Annotated in this window: 13 protein-coding genes and 2 tRNA genes; 9 read left to right on the plus strand and 6 right to left on the minus strand. The window is 66.1% G+C overall.

Going from position 1 to position 17,368, the window contains the following annotated elements:
• Nucleotides 1–123 precede the first annotated feature (123 nt).
• The 5 genes from AC6JAM_RS15750 to AC6JAM_RS15770 all read left to right on the plus strand — a co-directional run bounded on the left by AC6JAM_RS15750 (nucleotide 124) and on the right by AC6JAM_RS15770 (nucleotide 5,980).
• Nucleotides 124–1,338, plus strand: a complete 1,215-nt coding sequence (locus tag AC6JAM_RS15750; protein WP_478223165.1) for a YlbL family protein — start codon at nucleotides 124–126, stop codon at nucleotides 1,336–1,338.
• A gap of 162 nt (nucleotides 1,339–1,500) precedes the next feature.
• Entirely contained in the window at nucleotides 1,501–4,479 is a 2,979-nt protein-coding gene (locus tag AC6JAM_RS15755; protein ID WP_186447752.1) for a UPF0182 family membrane protein, read from the plus strand.
• A 136-nt stretch (nucleotides 4,480–4,615) separates the two neighbouring features.
• Nucleotides 4,616–4,689 (plus strand) — tRNA-Met (locus AC6JAM_RS15760).
• A gap of 146 nt (nucleotides 4,690–4,835) precedes the next feature.
• Nucleotides 4,836–4,909 (plus strand) — tRNA-Met (locus AC6JAM_RS15765).
• A 138-nt stretch (nucleotides 4,910–5,047) separates the two neighbouring features.
• Nucleotides 5,048–5,980 carry a cytochrome b/b6 domain-containing protein gene (locus AC6JAM_RS15770; RefSeq protein ID WP_497935226.1) on the plus strand — a complete coding sequence of 311 codons (933 nt, stop codon included), beginning with the start codon at nucleotides 5,048–5,050 and terminating at the stop codon, nucleotides 5,978–5,980.
• Between the two features lie 30 nt (nucleotides 5,981–6,010).
• Here the strand turns inward: AC6JAM_RS15770 and AC6JAM_RS15775 are convergent, their stop codons facing one another.
• The 3 genes from AC6JAM_RS15775 to AC6JAM_RS15785 form a co-directional block, all read right to left on the minus strand.
• The gene (locus tag AC6JAM_RS15775; RefSeq protein WP_268003327.1) at nucleotides 6,011–7,435 is read right to left on the minus strand and encodes a cryptochrome/photolyase family protein; all 1,425 of its coding nucleotides are present in this window, start codon (nucleotides 7,433–7,435) and stop codon (nucleotides 6,011–6,013) included.
• 91 nt (nucleotides 7,436–7,526) lie between these two features.
• Nucleotides 7,527–8,315 carry a PspA/IM30 family protein gene (locus tag AC6JAM_RS15780; RefSeq protein ID WP_018768543.1) on the minus strand — a complete coding sequence of 263 codons (789 nt, stop codon included), beginning with the start codon at nucleotides 8,313–8,315 and terminating at the stop codon, nucleotides 7,527–7,529.
• A gap of 107 nt (nucleotides 8,316–8,422) precedes the next feature.
• Complete coding sequence (locus tag AC6JAM_RS15785; protein WP_497935227.1) at nucleotides 8,423–10,471, minus strand: TPM domain-containing protein; 2,049 nt, start codon at nucleotides 10,469–10,471, stop codon at nucleotides 8,423–8,425.
• A 283-nt stretch (nucleotides 10,472–10,754) separates the two neighbouring features.
• On the opposite strand from AC6JAM_RS15785, the gene AC6JAM_RS15790 reads away from it, so the two are divergent.
• From AC6JAM_RS15790 to AC6JAM_RS15805, 4 genes are all read left to right on the plus strand, one after another.
• A complete protein-coding gene (locus AC6JAM_RS15790) occupies nucleotides 10,755–12,326 on the plus strand; it encodes a S1C family serine protease (protein WP_497935228.1) in 1,572 nt (523 codons plus the stop codon).
• A gap of 239 nt (nucleotides 12,327–12,565) precedes the next feature.
• A complete protein-coding gene (locus AC6JAM_RS15795; protein ID WP_018768539.1) occupies nucleotides 12,566–13,357 on the plus strand; it encodes an electron transfer flavoprotein subunit beta/FixA family protein in 792 nt (263 codons plus the stop codon).
• A 13-nt stretch (nucleotides 13,358–13,370) separates the two neighbouring features.
• Nucleotides 13,371–14,318 carry an electron transfer flavoprotein subunit alpha/FixB family protein gene (locus AC6JAM_RS15800; protein ID WP_018768538.1) on the plus strand — a complete coding sequence of 316 codons (948 nt, stop codon included), beginning with the start codon at nucleotides 13,371–13,373 and terminating at the stop codon, nucleotides 14,316–14,318.
• Nucleotides 14,319–14,322: 4 nt separating this feature from the next.
• On the plus strand, nucleotides 14,323–15,102 hold the full coding sequence (locus AC6JAM_RS15805) for a PIG-L deacetylase family protein (protein WP_056388127.1): 780 nt from the start codon (nucleotides 14,323–14,325) through the stop codon (nucleotides 15,100–15,102).
• Between the two features lie 79 nt (nucleotides 15,103–15,181).
• Here AC6JAM_RS15805 and AC6JAM_RS15810 read toward each other — a convergent pair whose 3' ends face one another.
• The 3 genes from AC6JAM_RS15810 to AC6JAM_RS15820 form a co-directional block, all read right to left on the minus strand.
• Nucleotides 15,182–16,054: an anti-sigma factor gene (locus AC6JAM_RS15810; RefSeq protein ID WP_018768536.1), complete on the minus strand. Its 873-nt coding sequence runs from the start codon at nucleotides 16,052–16,054 to the stop codon at nucleotides 15,182–15,184.
• Between the two features lie 10 nt (nucleotides 16,055–16,064).
• Nucleotides 16,065–16,673 (minus strand): sigma-70 family RNA polymerase sigma factor, encoded by a 609-nt coding sequence (locus tag AC6JAM_RS15815; protein WP_018768535.1) that lies wholly within the window; start codon nucleotides 16,671–16,673, stop codon nucleotides 16,065–16,067.
• 215 nt (nucleotides 16,674–16,888) lie between these two features.
• Nucleotides 16,889–17,356 carry a tRNA (cytidine(34)-2'-O)-methyltransferase gene (locus AC6JAM_RS15820; protein WP_134163788.1) on the minus strand — a complete coding sequence of 156 codons (468 nt, stop codon included), beginning with the start codon at nucleotides 17,354–17,356 and terminating at the stop codon, nucleotides 16,889–16,891.
• Between the last annotated feature and the right edge of the window lie 12 nt (nucleotides 17,357–17,368).

The raw sequence follows: 17,368 nt of genomic DNA on the forward strand, positions 1-17,368 counted from the left end.
GATGGTGTGACTGTTGATCAACCTTCACGGTACCCCGGTGGGGGTCGGCTGTCTGCCGCCCGCCGCCGTCGTTCGCTCTAGGCAAAGCGCCCGGTCGCACCACCACCGCGTACTGTTGGTGGGGTGACTACAACCCGTGGCGGCCACCCTTCAGAGGACCACGTTCCCGATCTTCCCCCTTTCTCCAATCCCGGTCCGTTTGGTGCCGGCAGCCCGCCCGAAGGCTCCGGGGCCGGTGGCGGCCAGGCAGTTGAAGGCAGCGGCCCCGGCGCGTCCGACGGCGGCGGCACGGGCAGGCGGCTTTCCACCATGATGGTTGCCGGGCTGGCGGCGTTGGGGCTGGGAATTGCCGTGGGGACGCTTCCGGTGCCGTATGTCATTGAATCGCCCGGGCCCACCTACAACACGCTGGGGGAGAGCCAGGGACATCCGGTCATCAACGTCAGCGGCCGCGAAACGTATCCGGCTGCCGGGAGCCTCGACCTGACCACCGTGTACGTTGACGGTGGCCCCAACGGCCCGGTCAGCATCCTCAACGCATTCTCGGCATGGCTGGACAACTCCAAAGCCGTGTACCCGGTGGAGCTGATCTATCCCACGGGCACAACGAAGGAAGAGGCCCAGGAACAGAGTGCGGTGGCCATGGCCACGTCCCAGGAGAACGCGGTGGCCTCCGCCCTGAATGAACTCGGGATTCCCTTCAGCCAACAGCTCCAGGCCGCGGACCTGTCCAAGGATTCCGCGTCCGCCGGCAGGATCCAGCAAGGGGACATCCTCAAATCCATTAACGGCAGGGACATCACCGCCCTCAGTGTGATCCAGGATGAGCTGGCCTCGGGCAAGGGTGCCCCGGTATCGGTAACGGTGGAACGCGCCGGCCAGCCCGTCACCGTCCAGGTCACGCCCAAGGACAACGGCCAGGGCCGTTTCATCCTCGGTGTCATGTTGAAGTACCTCTTCAGCTTCCCCTTCCAGGTCCAGATCTCCCTGGACAAGGTGGGCGGGCCCAGTGCCGGGCTCATGTTCTCGCTGGGCATCATCGATACGGTTACGCCGGGGGACCTCACCGGCGGAAAACATATCGCGGGTACCGGGACCATCTCGCCTGACGGCAAGGTGGGACCCATCGGCGGCATCGGGCAAAAGATGCGGGGTGCGCGTTCGTCCGGTGCCACCCTTTTCCTGGCGCCCGCCGGCAACTGCAACGAAGTGGCCGGCCACGTTCCCGACGGCCTCCAGGTGGTCCGCGTAGAAAACCTCTCGGAAGCCCGGCATGCCGTGGAACTGGCCGGAAGCGGCCAGGACACATCCGCGCTCCCGGCCTGCGCCAGCAAATAGACTGGGCGCAACTAGACTCACAGGAACTAAGCTTTACCGCCACTCGTGGCACAGTTGACGGACGAAACCAGCCGTTTGACCGGTACCGTACGTCGCTCGCACGCTTCGAATATTTCGACGACCAGCTATGAGGTACCCAGTTTGTCCCGTCCCGCCAGCACCATGTCCACCGGCAGGCCCCCTTCACGACGCGGCGTGCTGACGCCCACCCTGATTATTGTCGCCCTGGTGGTAGTGGGCTTCATTTTCTTCGCCAACGTCTGGACCGACGTCCTCTGGTACCGGCAACTGGGCTTCATCGAAGTCTTCGTCACCGAGAACCTCGCCAAGATCGCCACCTTCGTGGCCGGCTTCGCCATCATGTTCGCGGCTGTATTCTTTTCGATCCGCATTGCCTACAACGCCCGGCCGGTCTACGCGCCGGACTCTGAAATCAGGGACAACCTCAACCGGTACCAGGCGCAGCTGGAGCCGGTCCGGCGCATCGTCATGGTGGGCCTGCCGGTCCTCTTCGGCCTGTTTGCGGGCAGCGCTGCGGCGAGCCAGTGGCAGAAGGTCCTGCTGTTCTTCAACCAGGTTGGCTTCGGCGAGGCCGATCCGCAGTTCAACATGGACATCAGCTTCTACCTGATGACCCTGCCGTTCCTCGGTTTTGTGACCGGGTTCCTGATCAGCGTGGTGGTGATTGCGGGCATCGCCGGCATCCTCACCCACTACCTGTACGGCAGCATCCGGCTGATGGAGCGCGGCGTGTTCACCAGCCGCGCGGCACAGATCCACATCGCCGTGACCGGCGCCGCCTTCCTGGTGCTCCTCGGCGTCAACTTCTGGCTGGACCGCTACTCTTCCGTCCAGAGCAACGGCGGCCGCTGGGCCGGCGCCCTCTACACGGATGTCAACGCCGTCATCCCCACCAAGGCCATCCTCGCCGTGGCTGCCGTGCTGGTGGCCATCCTGTTCATCGTGGCCGCCGTGATTGGCCGCTGGCGCCTTCCGGTGATCGGTACCGCCATGCTGATCATCACCTCCATCCTGGCCGGGGGCGTGTATCCCTGGGTGATCCAGCAGTTCCAGGTCCGCCCGTCCGAGCAGACGCTGGAAAGCAAATACATCCAGCGCAACATCGAGAACACGCGCAAGGCCTACGGCCTGGACGGCATCCAGGAAACCCGGTACGACGCCACCAACACGGCCAGTACCGGCGCGTTGGCGCCGGACGCCCAGACCACTGCCAACATCCGCCTTCTGGACCCGAACCTGATTTCGGACGCGTTTGCTCAGCTGGAGCAGTACCGCCCGTACTACCAGTTCCCCAAGGCCCTCAATGTGGACCGCTACGAGGTGGACGGCAAGATCCAGGACACCGTGATCGCCGTGCGGGAACTGAATCCCACGAACGTGGCAACCAACCAGCAGGGCTGGCTGAACCAGCATGTGGTGTACACCCACGGCTATGGGGTTGTGGCGGCCAAGGGCAACAAGTTCACGGTTGACGGCAAGCCTGAATTCCTCCAGTCCGGCATTCCGTCCACCGGCGTGTTGGGCAACGATACAACCTACGAGCCGCGGATCTACTTCGGCGAGTCCTCGCCCGAATACTCGATCGTCGGCGCACCCGACGGCGCCACTCCGCGCGAGCAGGACCGCCCTTCCGGCAAGGAAGGGGAGGGCGAAACCCAGTACACGTTCAAGGGGAACGGCGGGCCCAATGTTGGATCCTTCTTCAACAAGATCCTTTACGCCATCAAGTTCCAGTCCTCGGACCTGCTGCTTTCGGACGGCGTGAACCCGGCGTCGCAGATCCTGTATGACCGCAGCCCCCGCGAGCGTGTCCAGAAGGTGGCACCCTACCTGACCGTTGACGGCGGCGCTTACCCGGCCGTGGTGGACGGCCGGGTCAAATGGATCGTGGACGGCTACACCACCAGCCAGTACTACCCGTACTCGCAGCAGAAGCAGCTCTCGGATGCCACCACTGATTCGCAGACCAGCTCCGGCCGCGCCGTGGCCCTGCCCAACAGCACGGTGAACTACATCCGCAACTCGGTCAAGGCCACTGTGGATGCCTACGACGGCTCGGTCACCCTCTATGCCTGGGATGACACGGACCCGGTCCTCAAGGCCTGGCAGAAGGTCTTCCCCTCATCCCTGAAGCCGTACTCGGAGATGTCCGGCGCGGTGATGAGCCACGTCCGCTACCCGGAGGACCTCTTCAAGGTCCAGCGTGAGCTGCTGGGGCAGTACCACGTGACGGATCCCACCAGCTTCTACAAGAACAACGACGCATGGAGCGTACCTGCCGATCCCACGGTGGATACGGACGTGAAGCAGCCGCCGTTCTACATGTCGCTGCAGATGCCGGACCAGCAGAAGCCTGCGTTCCAGCTGACGTCCTCGTTCATCCCGCAGATCGTCAACGGCAATGCCCGCAACGTCCTGTACGGGTTCCTCGCCGCTGACTCGGATGCCGGGAACCAGGCCGGTGTGAAGGCCGACGGCTACGGCAAGCTCCGGCTGCTGCAGATCCCGCCGGAAACGCAGGTGCCCGGTCCGGGCCAGGCGCAGAACAAGTTCAACTCCGATCCCACTGTTTCGCAGGCACTGAACCTGCTGCGGCAGGGTGCGTCGGACGTGCTGAACGGCAACCTGCTCACCCTGCCCGTCGGCGGCGGCATCCTTTACGTCCAGCCTGTCTACCTCAAGTCCACCGGTGAGACGTCCTATCCCACCCTGCAACGCGTGCTGGTGGCCTTCGGGGACAAGGTGGGCTTCGCGCCAACGCTTGACGCGGCCCTCAAGCAGCTCTTCGGTGGTGACTCCGGTGCAGCAGCGGGTGACTCCGCCAACAACGGCCAGGTGCCGGCCGGCCCGGCAGCGCCTGCGACACCGGCCGCTGCGGACGCGAAGGCCCAGCTGAAGGCGGCCCTGGACGAGGCGAATGCGGCCATCCAGTCCGGCCAGTCGGCACTGGCGGCAGGCGACTTCGCTGCCTATGGCGAGGCGCAGAAGAAGGTGGCGGCCGCGCTGAAGAAGGCGATGGACGCCGAGGCCAAGATCCCGGTCACCGCTCCGGAGGCAAGCCCGGCCCCCGCTGCTTCCAGCTCACCCTCGGCAACGCCGTCCCCGTCAGCGGGCCGGTAGCAGGACGGGCACGGCAGCACGACGGCGGCGGCCCGGCATCCGAGCCCCATGGGGGCCGGTGCCGGGCCGGCGTAACGGACGTCACGCCGCTTCGATTTGGCCTGCGGTTCACCTCCCGGTAAAGTAGTTCTTGCGACGCGGGGTGGAGCAGTTCGGTAGCTCGCTGGGCTCATAACCCAGAGGTCACAGGTTCAAATCCTGTCCCCGCAACTGAGGAAAGGCCCGGACATTGGAAACAATGTCCGGGTCTTTTGCTTTCTCCGCTGGGGCCGCCGGGACCGTCGTCGAACCCCAAGGGGGCCTGGTGGATGTGTGGTCAGGCCGGCCGTGAAAGTAGGGTAGTGTTGATCAAGCGACGCGGGGTGGAGCAGTTCGGTAGCTCGCTGGGCTCATAACCCAGAGGTCACAGGTTCAAATCCTGTCCCCGCAACTTATGAAGGCCCCGACCGGGAGTTACGCCGGCCGGGGTCTTTCTTTTCCTTGGATGCGCACAGTTCCTAGTATTCTCTTTCGAAGGGTCCCGCGATCTGCGGGCTGCCCCAGTCATTCTTGAGAGGTATGTTGTTCGATGGCCACACCCACGAAGAAACCCGGCGCCGCGACGGGTAAGCGGTCCCGGCTCTACTGGGCGGTTCCTGCTGTCCTCGTGGCGCTGGTCCTGGTGGTTCTGGCGGCCAGGCTGGTCGTGGGACTGCCCGCCGTCGCGTCCTTTGTCACCGACTACCCGGGCCAGTCGGCACTGCCGGCCGGCGCCCCGGTGGGATTCCCCGCGTGGCTCGCCTGGCAGCACTTCCTCAACGCCTTCTTCCTGCTCCTGATCATCCGCACCGGATGGCAGGTGCGGACCACCACACGGCCCAGCGGGCACTGGACCCGGAACAACAAGGGCCTGATCCGCACCAGGAACGCGCCCACCAAGATCAGCCTTGAACTGTGGTTCCACCTGACGCTGGACGCCCTGTGGATCCTGAACGGGCTCGTCTTTGCCGTGCTGCTGTTCGCCACCGGGCAATGGATGCGCATCGTCCCCACCAGCTGGGACGTCATCCCCAACGCCCTGTCGGCCGCGCTGCAATACGCCTCGCTGGACTGGCCCACGGAAGACGGCTGGATCAACTACAACGCGCTGCAGCTCCTGGCTTACTTCGTGACGGTCTTCCTCGCCGCTCCGCTGGCGTTCATCACGGGCCTGCGGATGTCCTCCGCCTGGCCAAAGAAGGCTGCCGGCCTGGACAAGGCCTACCCGATCGAATGGGCCCGCGCCGTGCACTTCCCGGTGATGATCTACTTCGTGGCCTTCATCGTGGTCCACGTCTTCCTGGTGCTCACCACGGGTGCACTGCGGAACCTGAACCACATGTACGGGGTCCGGGACGACGACGGCTGGTTCGGCTTCTGGGTGTTCCTGGCCTCCGTGGCCGTCATGGCGGCCGCGTGGTTCCTGGCCCGCCCGGTCTTCCTGCGGCCCATCGCCTCCCTCATGGGCAAGGTCAGCCGCTAAGGCCACCCGGCACCCCACAGCCGGGGCGGCTCAGCCGTCCTTGAGCTGCTGGTAGGCAGCCAGCGCCCGTTCCCGGGACTGAGGAAGCTCCACAAGGGGTTCCGGGTAGTCCGGGACCCCGGTCTTCCAGGGCTCGTGGATGGACTTGTTGTCCAGGTCAGCGAGCTCCGGAACGAACTCGCGCAGGTACCGGCCGCCGGCGTCGAATTTCCTGCTTTGGGTGACGGGATTGAAGATCCGGTAGTACGGCGACGCGTCCGCGCCGGAACCGGCCACCCACTGCCAGTTGGCCGGATTGCTGGCGGCGTCGGCGTCCACCAGCGTGTCCCAGAACCATTGCTCTCCAATCCGCCAGTCGGCCAGCAGATTCTTCACTAGGAACGAGGCCGCGGCCATCCGCACCCGGTTGTGCATCCAGCCGGTCTGCCAGAGCTGCCGCATCCCGGCGTCCACCAGGGGGTAACCCGTGCGTCCCTGCTGCCAGGCCGCGAGCTCACTCCTGCCCGGCTGCTGCCAGGCGAACCGGTCGAATTCGGCCCGGTAGTTGCGGGTGGCCAGGTCCGGGTTGTTGTACAGCAGCTGCCAGCAGAATTCCCGCCAGCCAAGCTCCGAGCGGAAAATTCCGACGTCGGCCGGCACCTTATGCGGGAAACGTTGGCGGATCTCACGCCACACCCGGAACGGGCTGACTTCGCCGAAACGCAGGTGGGGTGACAGACGGCTGGTTCCCTCGATGCCGGGCAGGTTCCGTCCGGTTCCATATTCCTCGGCAGGGCCGTCCAGGAAGTCCGCCAGCCGGTGGCGCGCGCCTTCCTCGCCGGGAGTCCAGGTGGCGGAGAGGCCGCCGCTCCAGTCGGGGGAGGAGGGGAGCAGCCGCCAGCTGTCGAGGTCGTCGCCGGCCTGGAGACGGCCGCCTTGAGGGGGTCCCGGGATCCGGGCCGGAGGCTCCTGGGGGTCCCGGACCTCCTGGCCGGCAAGGCATGCCCGCCAGAAAGGAGTGAACACCTTGTAGGGGCCGCCGGAGCCGGTCTTGACCGTCCAGGGCTCGAACAGGAGGTTTGCCTGGAAGCTTGACGCCTCCAGGCCGTTCTCCCCGGCCCACTCCTTGACCGCGGCGTCGATGCTGCGCTCGGGTTGACCGTACCGCCGGTTCCAGAACAAGTGCGTTGCCCCGGCGTGCACAGCCACTTCCTTAATCACCCGCCCGGCCGGCCCCCGGCGAAGGAGCAGCCGCGAGCCGCGGGCCTCGAGGGAGGAAGCCAATCGTGCCAGTGAGTGGTGCAGCCACCACCGGGTTGCACCGCCCAGCGGCCGGATGCCCGCAGATTCTTCATCCAGGACGTACACCACTGTCACCGGCAGGCCCAGCGCGGCGGCGGAGTTGAGGGCGGGGTTGTCATCCAGGCGAAGGTCATCGCGCAGCCAGACCAGGGCGGTCTCTTCAGAGGAGGTCATGGCACCACGCTACACACTGCGGACATGGCGGTGGCCGGGACCACGGGGTCCCGGCCACCGCCTGGTTTCGACTGTGTGGTGCTGGCTGGCCTTAGAGCTTGTCGAAGTCCGCTTCCTCCACGGTTGCCTCGGACTCCGCGGCGTTGGCGGCGCCGAGGGCAGGTTTGGCGCCGCCGGCCTTCAAAGCGGCCAGCCGGGCCTCGATCTCCGTCTGCTCGCCAAGGTCCTCCAGCTGGTTGAACTGGGCATCCAGGCTGGACGCTGCCAGTTCCTCCTGGCCGCGGACCCTGGCCTCTTCGCGGCGGATCTTTTCTTCGAAGCGTCCCACTTCGCTGGTGGGGTCCATGATGTCGATGCTCTTGATGGCGTCGTGCACCTGGGACTGCGCCTCTGCCGTCTTGGACCTGGCCACCAGTTCGTTGCGCTTGCTGGTCAGCTGGTTGAGCTTGTTCTTCATCTGGTCCAGGCCGGTCTTCAGCTTGTCCACCACCTCGCGCTGGGAGGCGATGCTCGGCTCTGCGCCCTTGGCTTCGTTCTCGGCCGCCATCTGCCGCTGCAGGGCGACCTTTGCCAGGTTGTCGAACTTCTCGGCGTCGGCGACGTCGCCGGCGGCGCGGAACTCGTCAGCCTTGCGGGAGGCGGCCAGTGCCTTGTTCCCCCAGTCGCGGGCGTTCTTGACGTCTTCGTTGTAGTCGTCTTCCAGCATGCGGAGGTTGCCGATGGTTTGCGCCACGGCGGACTCGGCTTCGGCGATGTTGTTGGTGTAGTCGCGGACCATCTGGTCCAGCATCCGCTGCGGATCCTCGGCGTTGTCCAGCAAGGAGTTGATATTGGCCTTTGCCAGCTGCGCGATCCGGCCGAAAATGGACTGCTTAACCATGGTGTTTGCCTTTCGTCCTGCTCTGTGTTGACCACTGACGTCCGTGAACAGTGGTGTCGTGCTTCTGTCCGCCCGCCGGGTTCTCCAGCGTGTTCCGACGGAAGTGTTTAGAAACTGCCGGAGTCTCCGCCGCCGAAATCACCGCCGCCAAAGCCGCCGTCCCCGCCGAAGCCGCCGCCTCCACCGCCATCACCCCAGCCGCCGCCGCCGCCCCAGCCGCCGTGGCCACCGTTGAGGATTGAGTTGATCAGGATGCCGCCCAGGATGGCGCCGCCCAGTCCGCCGCCGCCTCCGCCGCCGAACATGCCGCCACGGCCGAAGCCCTGGTTGGCATAGCCGTCAAAATGCTCGACGTCGGCCTGGGCCAGCTGTGCGGCCTGTGCTGCCAGGGCGTGGGCCTGCTGCGCGTAGGTAAGCGCGGTGACGGGGTCGGTGCGGGCAATGGAGAGTGCGTAGTCGAGGTTCCGCTGCGACTCCGCAAGCCTGGTGCGTGCCTCGGTGCCCACCCCGCCGCGGCGCGCGGTGATGTAATCGGAGGTGGCACTGATCTGGGCCTGGGCGGACATGATGGTCTGCTGCAGCGACGCCTGTGCGCGGCGGGCCTGCTCCTGCTGGTCCCGGATCCCGGTCAGGGCCTGGTCCAGGGACTGGTGCGCGGTTTCCACCCTCTGCAGGGTGGCGATGGGGTCAATCTTTCCGCCCTGGATTTCGGTCTTCACCTGGGCAAGGGCGGCCTCCACCGCTGCCACTGGACCGGCCAGTTCGGCGTGGGTGCCGGACTGGATCATGGCCTTTGCCTGGGCCAGGTCCTGGGACGTATCCACCACCGCCGCTTCGAGGCCGTTGCGGGCCTGGTCGAGATTGGCGGCGACCTTGGCGATGGCATCCAGCAGGACGTTGGTCTGGTGCAGGCTTTCTTCGGCTGCGCGAACGGCCACTGCCGCCAGGCTGCTCTCGCCCTCGCCGAGCTTCTGCTGCGCGGTTTCGGAGGCGTTCTGGACGAACGCCAGCCGTTCCTTGGCCTGCACGATGTTGTCCGAGACCTGGGTCAGCGCACTGTCGGCGTACTTTGACCGCATGGCGGCAAGGGACTGCTCCGCGCTGGCGATCTTGGCGTCCGCTTCGCGGGCTCCGTTGTTGACCGCCGCAAGGGCCTGCGGTGCGTTCTTCTCCAGCTCACGCAGGGAGTCAAAGTCGGCCTTCTGCTCCTGCAGGGAGGCCAGGGCGGCTTCCGAGCGCCGGATGATCTCGCCCAGCCAGGTCCGCTGCTGCTCCTCGGTGTCCGGAATGTGGTCGTCCAGCTGCTGCTGAAGCTTGAAGGACTCCGTCATGTGGGCCTTCGCTTCCGCCAAAGCTTTGGTGAAGTTTCCGACGGCGGCATCACCGTACTGTGCCTGGGCAAAGCCGAGTTCCTGCTCGCTGGACTTGATGGCGTCATCCGCTTCGATGAGCAGGGATCCGCTCTTCCGGCGGAGTTCCTCCACGCTCAGTGACGCCAGCGGGTCCAGTTCTGCGCCCTGGGGGCCGTAGCTTCCACTGGACGCGTCCTTGCCGGCGGCCTTCTTTCGCCGGTTCCGGTAATACAGGTACGCGCCGCCGCCGGCCACCACCACGCCGGCACCCACCAGGATGCCCGCGCCGGCCCCGTCACCGGATGGCACATTGCCGCTGCCGCCGCCGGCAGCATCGCCGATGGCTGAGGCGGTATCTATGGCAGCCTGCGCGAAGTCGCGCTTGCCCGCCCCGAGGTTGGCGGCGACAGCGTTCTGGGTGATGTTGCTGCGCTTGGAGTAAATGGAACTGGCGGAATTGGGCGAGAAGTAGTACTTGCCCTGCTCGGTGGCGATGGCAAGAATGGCGTCTGCTTTGCCCATTCCCTTGGCCTGCGCCACCGCATTGCTCCAGGCTGCGGGATCAGTGGGGTTCTCGAACGACTTAACCGTGACCACGTACAGGTTGTACTTGTGGTCCTTCAGCAGCTTCTGGATGGCGTCCTGGACCTCGCCCTTCCGGCTGCCCAGGACGTTCGCGTCATCAACAATGTTGGTGCCGGAGGGGATGGTGACCGGGTTTTCGGCCCAGGCGGCGCCGGCGGGTACCGCCAGCAGCCCGGCAAGGCCGATCACGGCGAGGAAACGTTTGAACTTTGACCGCATGTGCAACCCTTCAGCACGCCTGACACCGATTCGGGACGAATCAGTCGTCGAATCCAACAGCGCCCCCACGCTTGGTGTGAAGCCGCAGGTCGCTGTGGCAATTCATCTTTGATTCTATGGTGCACCCCACAGCCAGTCCATGACGGCGAATATGCCCCCAGCGAAACGCCCCGCCCTCCAGAAGGACATGACCGGAACGTTCAGGAAGCTCTCAGCAAACATCCGAGCTTGTTCCAGCGGGACGGTCCATAGTTAATGGCAGACGAGGATGAAAGGAAGTCCCATGACTGAGAATCAAACCCCAGGACCGGTCCCGGAGGACAGCCACGCGGGCAACCGGAACCCGTGGCAGCGGCAGGGCCAGCAGCAGGACGCGCAGCAGCCCGGTGACCGGCAGGTGGCCACTCAGTATGGGAACGGGACCGCGGACCAGGAGCCCGGCGGCTACAGCGGTGCGGAGCAGCGCGACCACACCCAGGAGTTGCCCGGAGCTCCACGTCCGGTGTATCCGCAGCGCCAGCCGTTTTACGGCCAGTCCGGATACTACGGCCAGCAGCAGCACCACGATGGCCAGCCCGTTCACGGCGGGGGCCCCGGCACGCCGAACGGCAGCGCCGGCTACACCCCCAATCCCAAGGACGCGCCGCGCCGGAAGGCAACCTTTGGCGTCGGTACCCTCGTGGCCAGCATCCTCGCAGCAGGCCTTGTGGGAGGCGGCGTGGCTACGGTGGGTGCCGGCGAACTGTTTGGGAACACCGGGTCCAGCACTTCAACCGTCGGCAGCAACAGCCAGCCCGGTACGGTCATCGTCAACAACAAGGACGACGTCAACGCCATTACCGCGGCTGCCGTGAAGGCCTCGCCCAGCGTCGTCACCATCAGTGCCACCAGCGGCAGCTCAGGGGGCACGGGTTCGGGCATCGTCCTTGACGACCAAGGCCACATCCTGACCAACACCCACGTGGTGACCCTCGATGGCCAGACCGCCAATGCCACCCTCGAAATCCGGACCAGTGACGGAAAGGTCCTGCCGGCAAAGCTGGTGGGCACCGACCCCCTGTCCGACCTCGCCGTCATCAAGGTGGACGACACGTCAAGCCTGACCCCTGCCACCCTCGGTGATTCCTCCAAGCTGAACGTGGGTGATACGGCCATCGCCATCGGTTCCCCGCTGGGGCTGACCGGAACGGTCACGGACGGCATCGTGTCCACGCTCAACCGGACCATCAGCGTTGCATCGTCCGCAGCCCCGAAGGGCGGCGACAACAGCCAGGGCGGCGACCAGGGCTTCCAGTTCGCCCCTCCGGGCGGCGGCCAGAGCCAGCAAAGCGCGGGCGAGGGATCCATCGCCATCAACGTCATCCAGACTGATGCTGCCATCAACCCTGGCAACTCCGGCGGCGCCCTGGTGAACAGCAAGGGCGAGATCATCGGCGTCAACGTCGCCATTGCTTCCGCTGGCTCCGGGACGTCCACTTCCCAGAGCGGCAACATCGGCGTGGGGTTCAGCATCCCGATCAACAACGCCAAGCGCGTCGCCCAGGAAATCATCGACACCGGCAAGGCCTCGCACGGCCAGCTGGGTGTCAGCGTCAAGGCCAAGACGTCGGGTGCCTCCTCCGAATTCTCGGTGGGGGCCGACGTGGCAACCGTTGACCCCAACTCTGCCGCAGGAAAAGCCGGTATCAAGGTCGGTGACGTCATCACCAAGTTCAACGACCTCACCATCGGCGAACCGAACCAGCTGACCGCGGCCGTCCGCGAACAGCCGGCGGGCTCCACCGTGAAGATCACGGTCCAGCGCAGCGGCAAGGAACAGACATTCGACGTCACGCTGGGTGCCGCAGCCAGCTGAGGCCAGGCAGCAACATCGTGCAGCAATGACGACGGCGGCGTTCCCACCCAAGGGGGCGCCGCCGTCGTCATGCTGAGCCACGGTGAGGGCCTGACACAGGCGTTAACGGAAGAGGGCGCAGGGGCGCGCCGATATGGTTAGCTAGGAGCTACCCGCCTGCCGGGCATTCCGCGGCCATGACCCACCCGGCTGGCTGTCCACAAGCATGGAAGGCTGCTGTAAACACAGTGGAAGAGACATTGAAGATCGTAGTCCTGGTCAAACATGTACCGGACGCCCAGTTCGACCGTCATCTCAACGGTGAGGGCAACACGGTGGACCGCGACGAAAGCATTCTGTCCGAGCTTGACGAGTACGCCCTCGAGGCAGCGCTGCAGCTGGCCGAGGCGAGGGGCGGGAGCAAAGCGGGCAACCAGGTCATCGCCCTGAGCATGGGACCCTCCGGAGCCGTCAACGCCGTCAAGAAGTCGCTGCAGATGGGCGCCACCGAGGGCGTTCACCTGACGGACGACGCCCTGGCCGGCTCGGACGCCGCGGCCACGTCGCTTGCGCTCGCAGCGGCCGTCCGCCACCTGGGCGACGTGGACCTGGTCATCACCGGCATGGCCTCCACCGACGGTGAAACCTCGCTTGTCCCGGCGCAGCTGGCGGAGCGGCTCGGGCTGCCCCAGGTGACCTTTGCCTCCACGCTGGAGGTCGACGGCGGCCGGCTGACGGCCCGCCGCGACGCCGACACCTCCTCGGAGACCGTAGAGGCGCCGCTGCCCGCCGTCGTATCCGTGACGGACCAGATCAACGAGCCCCGGTACCCCAACTTCAAGGGAATCATCGCAGCCAAGCGCAAGAGCATCACCACACTGTCCCTGGCCGACATCGGTGTGGACCCCGCCCAGGTCGGCTTCGCCGGTTCCTGGACCAGCGTGGCCAGCGCGGAACAGCGGCCGCCCCGGACTGCAGGGACCATCATCACCGACGAGGGCGACGCCGGCATCAAGCTGGTTGACTTCCTGGCCGCCCAGAAGCTGCTCTAAGAGGGACATCGACATGGCAAAAGTACTCGTATTCATCGACAACCCCGGCGAATCGCTCAAGAAGAGCAGCCTTGAGCTGCTGACCCTGGCCCGTTCCCTGGGCGGGGGCGCCGTGGCGCTCAACGGAGACCTTTCCGACGGCGCCGCAGCCACCTTCGCCGAATACGGCGTGGAAAGCATCCTGCGCCCGTCTGCCCAGGACCTGGATGACTTCCTGGTGGCACCCAAGGCCGCCTACGTGGCCGCCGCGGCTGAAGCCAGCGGCGCCGGCATCGTGCTGCTGGACAACTCGCCCGAAGGCAAGGAGATCGCGGCGCGGGCGGCTATCCGGTTGAACGCCGGGGTCATTACTGACGTGGTGGCCGTGGACCCGGACGGCACTGCCCACAAGTCCGTCCTGGCCGGCTCGTACAACACGGACTGCAAAGCCACCACCCCGGTTTCCGTGCTGACCCTGAAGGCCAACAACGTCACCCCGGAACCTGCCCCTGCACCCACAACGCCCGAAACCGCGACGGTTGAGGTCCCCGCGGTGGCTGCAGCCGCCCGGATCACGGCCCGTGAGCAGAAGGTGGCCAGCGGCCGGCCCGACCTCACGGACGCACGGATCGTGGTTGCCGGCGGACGCGGCATGGACGGCGACTTCGGCCCGGTGGAAGAGCTGGCCGATGCCCTCGGTGCCGCCGTGGGCGCCTCCCGTGCCGCCACCGACGCGGGCTGGATCAGCCACGATGCCCAGGTGGGGCAGACCGGCAAGACAGTTTCCCCGCAGCTGTACATCTCCGCAGGCATCTCCGGCGCCATCCAGCAAAAAGCCGGAATGCAGACGTCCAAGGTCATCGTTGCCGTGAACAAGGATGCCGAGTCCCCGGTCTTCGAGATTGCGGATTTCGGCATCATCGGCGATGTGTTCGAAGTCCTCCCGCAGGCCACCGCCGAGATCAAGAAGCGAAAAGGCTGAATCGTTGACTGCCTCCCACGGGCAGGCAGGGAGCCCGTTCAACCCGGACATACACCGGGTTGGGCGGGTGCTCTGTTTTGCGGCCCACCCTGACGACATCGATTTTGGCGCAGCCGGCACCGTTGCCGCCTGGACGGCGGCCGGCGTGGAGGTCAGCTACTGCATCATGACCGACGGCGACGCCGGCGGCTTCGACCCGGCGCACCGCGCGGACATCATCGCCATGCGCGACGCCGAGCAGCGCCGTGCCGCGGAACTGGTGGGCGTCACCGACATCCACTACCTTCACCAGCGGGACGGGTACCTCGAGCCGTCGCACGAGGTGATGAAAGGGGTGGTGCGGCTGATCCGGGAACTCCGTCCCGACGTCGTCCTCGCCATGCATCCGGAACGGAACTGGCAGCGGATCCAAAAGAGCCATCCCGACCACCTCGCCGTGGGGGAAGCGGTAACACGTGCCGTGTATCCCGCGCTCGAGAACCCGTTCGCCTACCCGGAACTGGCCGAAGCCGGCCTGGCAGCCTACAAGCTGCCGTGGCTGTGGCTTTACGCCGGACCCGAGGAACGGGAGAACCACTTCGTGGACGTCACCGCCCAGGTGGACGCCAAGCTGGCCGCCATCCATGTCCACGTCAGCCAGCATCCTGACGTGGCTGCCATGGAAGCCGCCGTCCGGCAGGGTATGCGGCTCAATGCCGCACGGGCCGGGCTGCCGGAGGGGCACAGCGCGGAAGCCTTCCACGTGGTGGCAATCAACGGGCCCGGGACCATCGCAGGCTTTTGAGTTGGAAAGCGCCCCCGGTTCCTTCCTCAGGAAGGAACCGGGGGCGCTTTACTGTTTGACGGCTGATGCCGGGGCCGGGTCAGGCTCCCAGCGGGGCTGCCGCCACCGTGGGCAGGGTGGGGGCCTTGGACCCGCCCGCCGGCTCAACTGTGATTCCCAGTGAAGCGGCCGAGTGGATGCCCTGGACCACCGCAGGCTTGGACAGGGCCTGTTCGTCCATGAGGCCCTGCGACACCGGTGCGGAGCCGTCCTTGGGGATCAGCCACATCTGGTAGACCTTGCCCGCCGGGGGAGCGGGCACGCCGCTCATCTTCACTACGGCCGCGTCCTCCGACGCTGAAATCAGGAGGGTGGCCTTGCCGCCGCCCACCACGTTCACGGAAGCTTCGCGCAGGTCCCCGGCCCTGGCCACCTGGTTGACCGGATCGTTTTGGTCGGCAATGTAGGCGCCAACGCCCACGCCGCCCAGGGCAATGGCTGCTGCAGCTGCCACGCCGACCAGCCAGCGCCGGGCGCCGGAAGCGCCGCGCCGGTCCTCCCGGCGCTTGCGGGCCTGCGCCAGCTCATCGCGAGCTTCCGGCCCTGCAGGCTTGCCTTCAAATGGGGTTGGCGGGGTGCCTGCGGCCGGTACGGCTCCACCGGGCAGCCCCTCCTGCCCGGGGAATTGGGCAGGAAGCTGCGCAATGATCCGCTCGAAGAGGTCCGACGGGGGTTCTTCCTCCACCCGGAAAGTGCGCGCCAGCGCCTCGCGGGACTGCCGGACGCGGTCCAGGAAGGCCAGGCGCTCCGCTGCCGGGGCCGAGGAGATGTACTGGTCAATGGTGTCGCGTTCCTGCTCCGTGACCGCATCCAGGGCGTAGAGCTCGGCCAGGTCAACGGCGCGGCCTGACGCAAGGTCCATGGCGACAGCGTCGCCGAAGGAACCCGAACGTCCACTGCGCCCTTCGTCCATACCGCTCATCTCAACTCACCCCCAAACAGGTCTTCAATCGGATCAGTCCATCGCGGATGCGCGACTTGATGGTGGGCACGGCTGCGTTCAGCCGTTCGGCGACCTCCCGGTAGGTGAGGCCGCCGTAGTAGGCAAGGCGCACGGATTCCTGCTGTGTTTCGGTCAGCGTCCCCAGGCAGCGGACCACCGCCTCAGCCTCAAGCCGGCTGCCCACTTCGTCGGAAACACTGTCGTGGTCGATGTCCTGCGTGCTGGCCCCGTACCTGGCTTCCCTGTCGGTGGAAGACTGCGACGAGCGCACCTTGTCCACGGCCCGCCGGTGCGAGATGGTCATCAGCCAGGAAAGCGGGCTCCCTGCCTGCGGATCGAACTTCGCCGCGTTCTGCCAGACCTGCAGGAAGACTTCCTGGGTGGTGTCCTCGCTGAGTTCGGGATCGATCAGGACGCGCCGTGCCATGCCGAAGACCCTGCGGGACGTCAACTGGTAGAACTCGGCGAACGCCGCCTGGTCTCCGCGGGCGATGCCCGCGAGCAGGATTGACAGGCGTTGGCTGAGGTCTGCCGGCGGGTCAGTCACCGCGGCGGAGCCCTCGGAATTTGGCGCGTTGGGAGTTTCCATTAAGTCCAAGCATAAGTCTCCGGGCGGCGAATCCTGAGCACTGCCGTGCCGGTTGCGGCTTGCCTGCCTCGATCCTGACTCCAGTAGTGTCACCTGCCGCTCCTTGCTCCGCTCGAATGTCGTCAAGAGTCATTCGAGGCCGGAGGCGGGGCGGATGGGACGGGGGCTGAAGAATTTGCATGGCTCCTGGGAGGGGACGCCGGTCCGGAGGACTGCTACAGCCTGGCCCCCGCAAAACCTTGCTGGCGCCAGGCCTCATATACGGCAATCGAGGCGGCGTTTGCGAGGTTCAGGGAACGCAGGGCCGGCAGCATGGGCAGGCGCACGGTGGCCGTTACATGGGGATCGGTCTTCAGTTCCGCCGGCAGTCCCACGGATTCCCGGCCGAACATCAGTACATCACCGGGACGGTAGGTGATGTCCGTGTAGCTGGTGGTGCCGTCAGAGGTGAAGGCGTAAACGTTCCCGGGCTGAAGGTGCTCCCAGGCGGCTTCAATCGACTTGTGCACAGTGACGACGGCGAGGTCGTGGTAGTCGAGGCCCGCCCGGCGGAGTTTTGCGTCAGAGAAGTCGAACCCCAGGGGTTCCACAAGGTGCAGCTCTGCGCCGGTGATTGCGGCAAGGCGGATGGCGTTGCCGGTATTGCCGGGGATTTCTGGGGCATGGAAAAGGATGCGGAACACCTCCCCATCCTA

It is taken from the genome of Arthrobacter sp. GmRoot5-12 (assembly GCF_059739365.1).

Bases quoted from the DNA above. Each gene is read 5' to 3' on its own strand.
- AC6JAM_RS15780 (WP_018768543.1), bottom strand. From the start codon at position 8,315: ATGGTTAAGCAGTCCATTTTCGGCCGGATCGCGCAGCTGGCAAAGGCC.
- AC6JAM_RS15775 (WP_268003327.1), bottom strand. From the start codon at position 7,435: ATGACCTCCTCTGAAGAGACCGCCCTGGTCTGGCTGCGCGATGACCTT.
- AC6JAM_RS15785 (WP_497935227.1), bottom strand. From the start codon at position 10,471: ATGCGGTCAAAGTTCAAACGTTTCCTCGCCGTGATCGGCCTTGCCGGG.
- AC6JAM_RS15810 (WP_018768536.1), bottom strand. From the start codon at position 16,054: ATGGACGAAGGGCGCAGTGGACGTTCGGGTTCCTTCGGCGACGCTGTC.
- AC6JAM_RS15755 (WP_186447752.1), top strand. From the start codon at position 1,501: ATGTCCACCGGCAGGCCCCCTTCACGACGCGGCGTGCTGACGCCCACC.
- AC6JAM_RS15790 (WP_497935228.1), top strand. From the start codon at position 10,755: ATGACTGAGAATCAAACCCCAGGACCGGTCCCGGAGGACAGCCACGCG.
- AC6JAM_RS15800 (WP_018768538.1), top strand. From the start codon at position 13,371: ATGGCAAAAGTACTCGTATTCATCGACAACCCCGGCGAATCGCTCAAG.
- AC6JAM_RS15770 (WP_497935226.1), top strand. From the start codon at position 5,048: ATGGCCACACCCACGAAGAAACCCGGCGCCGCGACGGGTAAGCGGTCC.
- AC6JAM_RS15815 (WP_018768535.1), bottom strand. From the start codon at position 16,673: ATGGAAACTCCCAACGCGCCAAATTCCGAGGGCTCCGCCGCGGTGACT.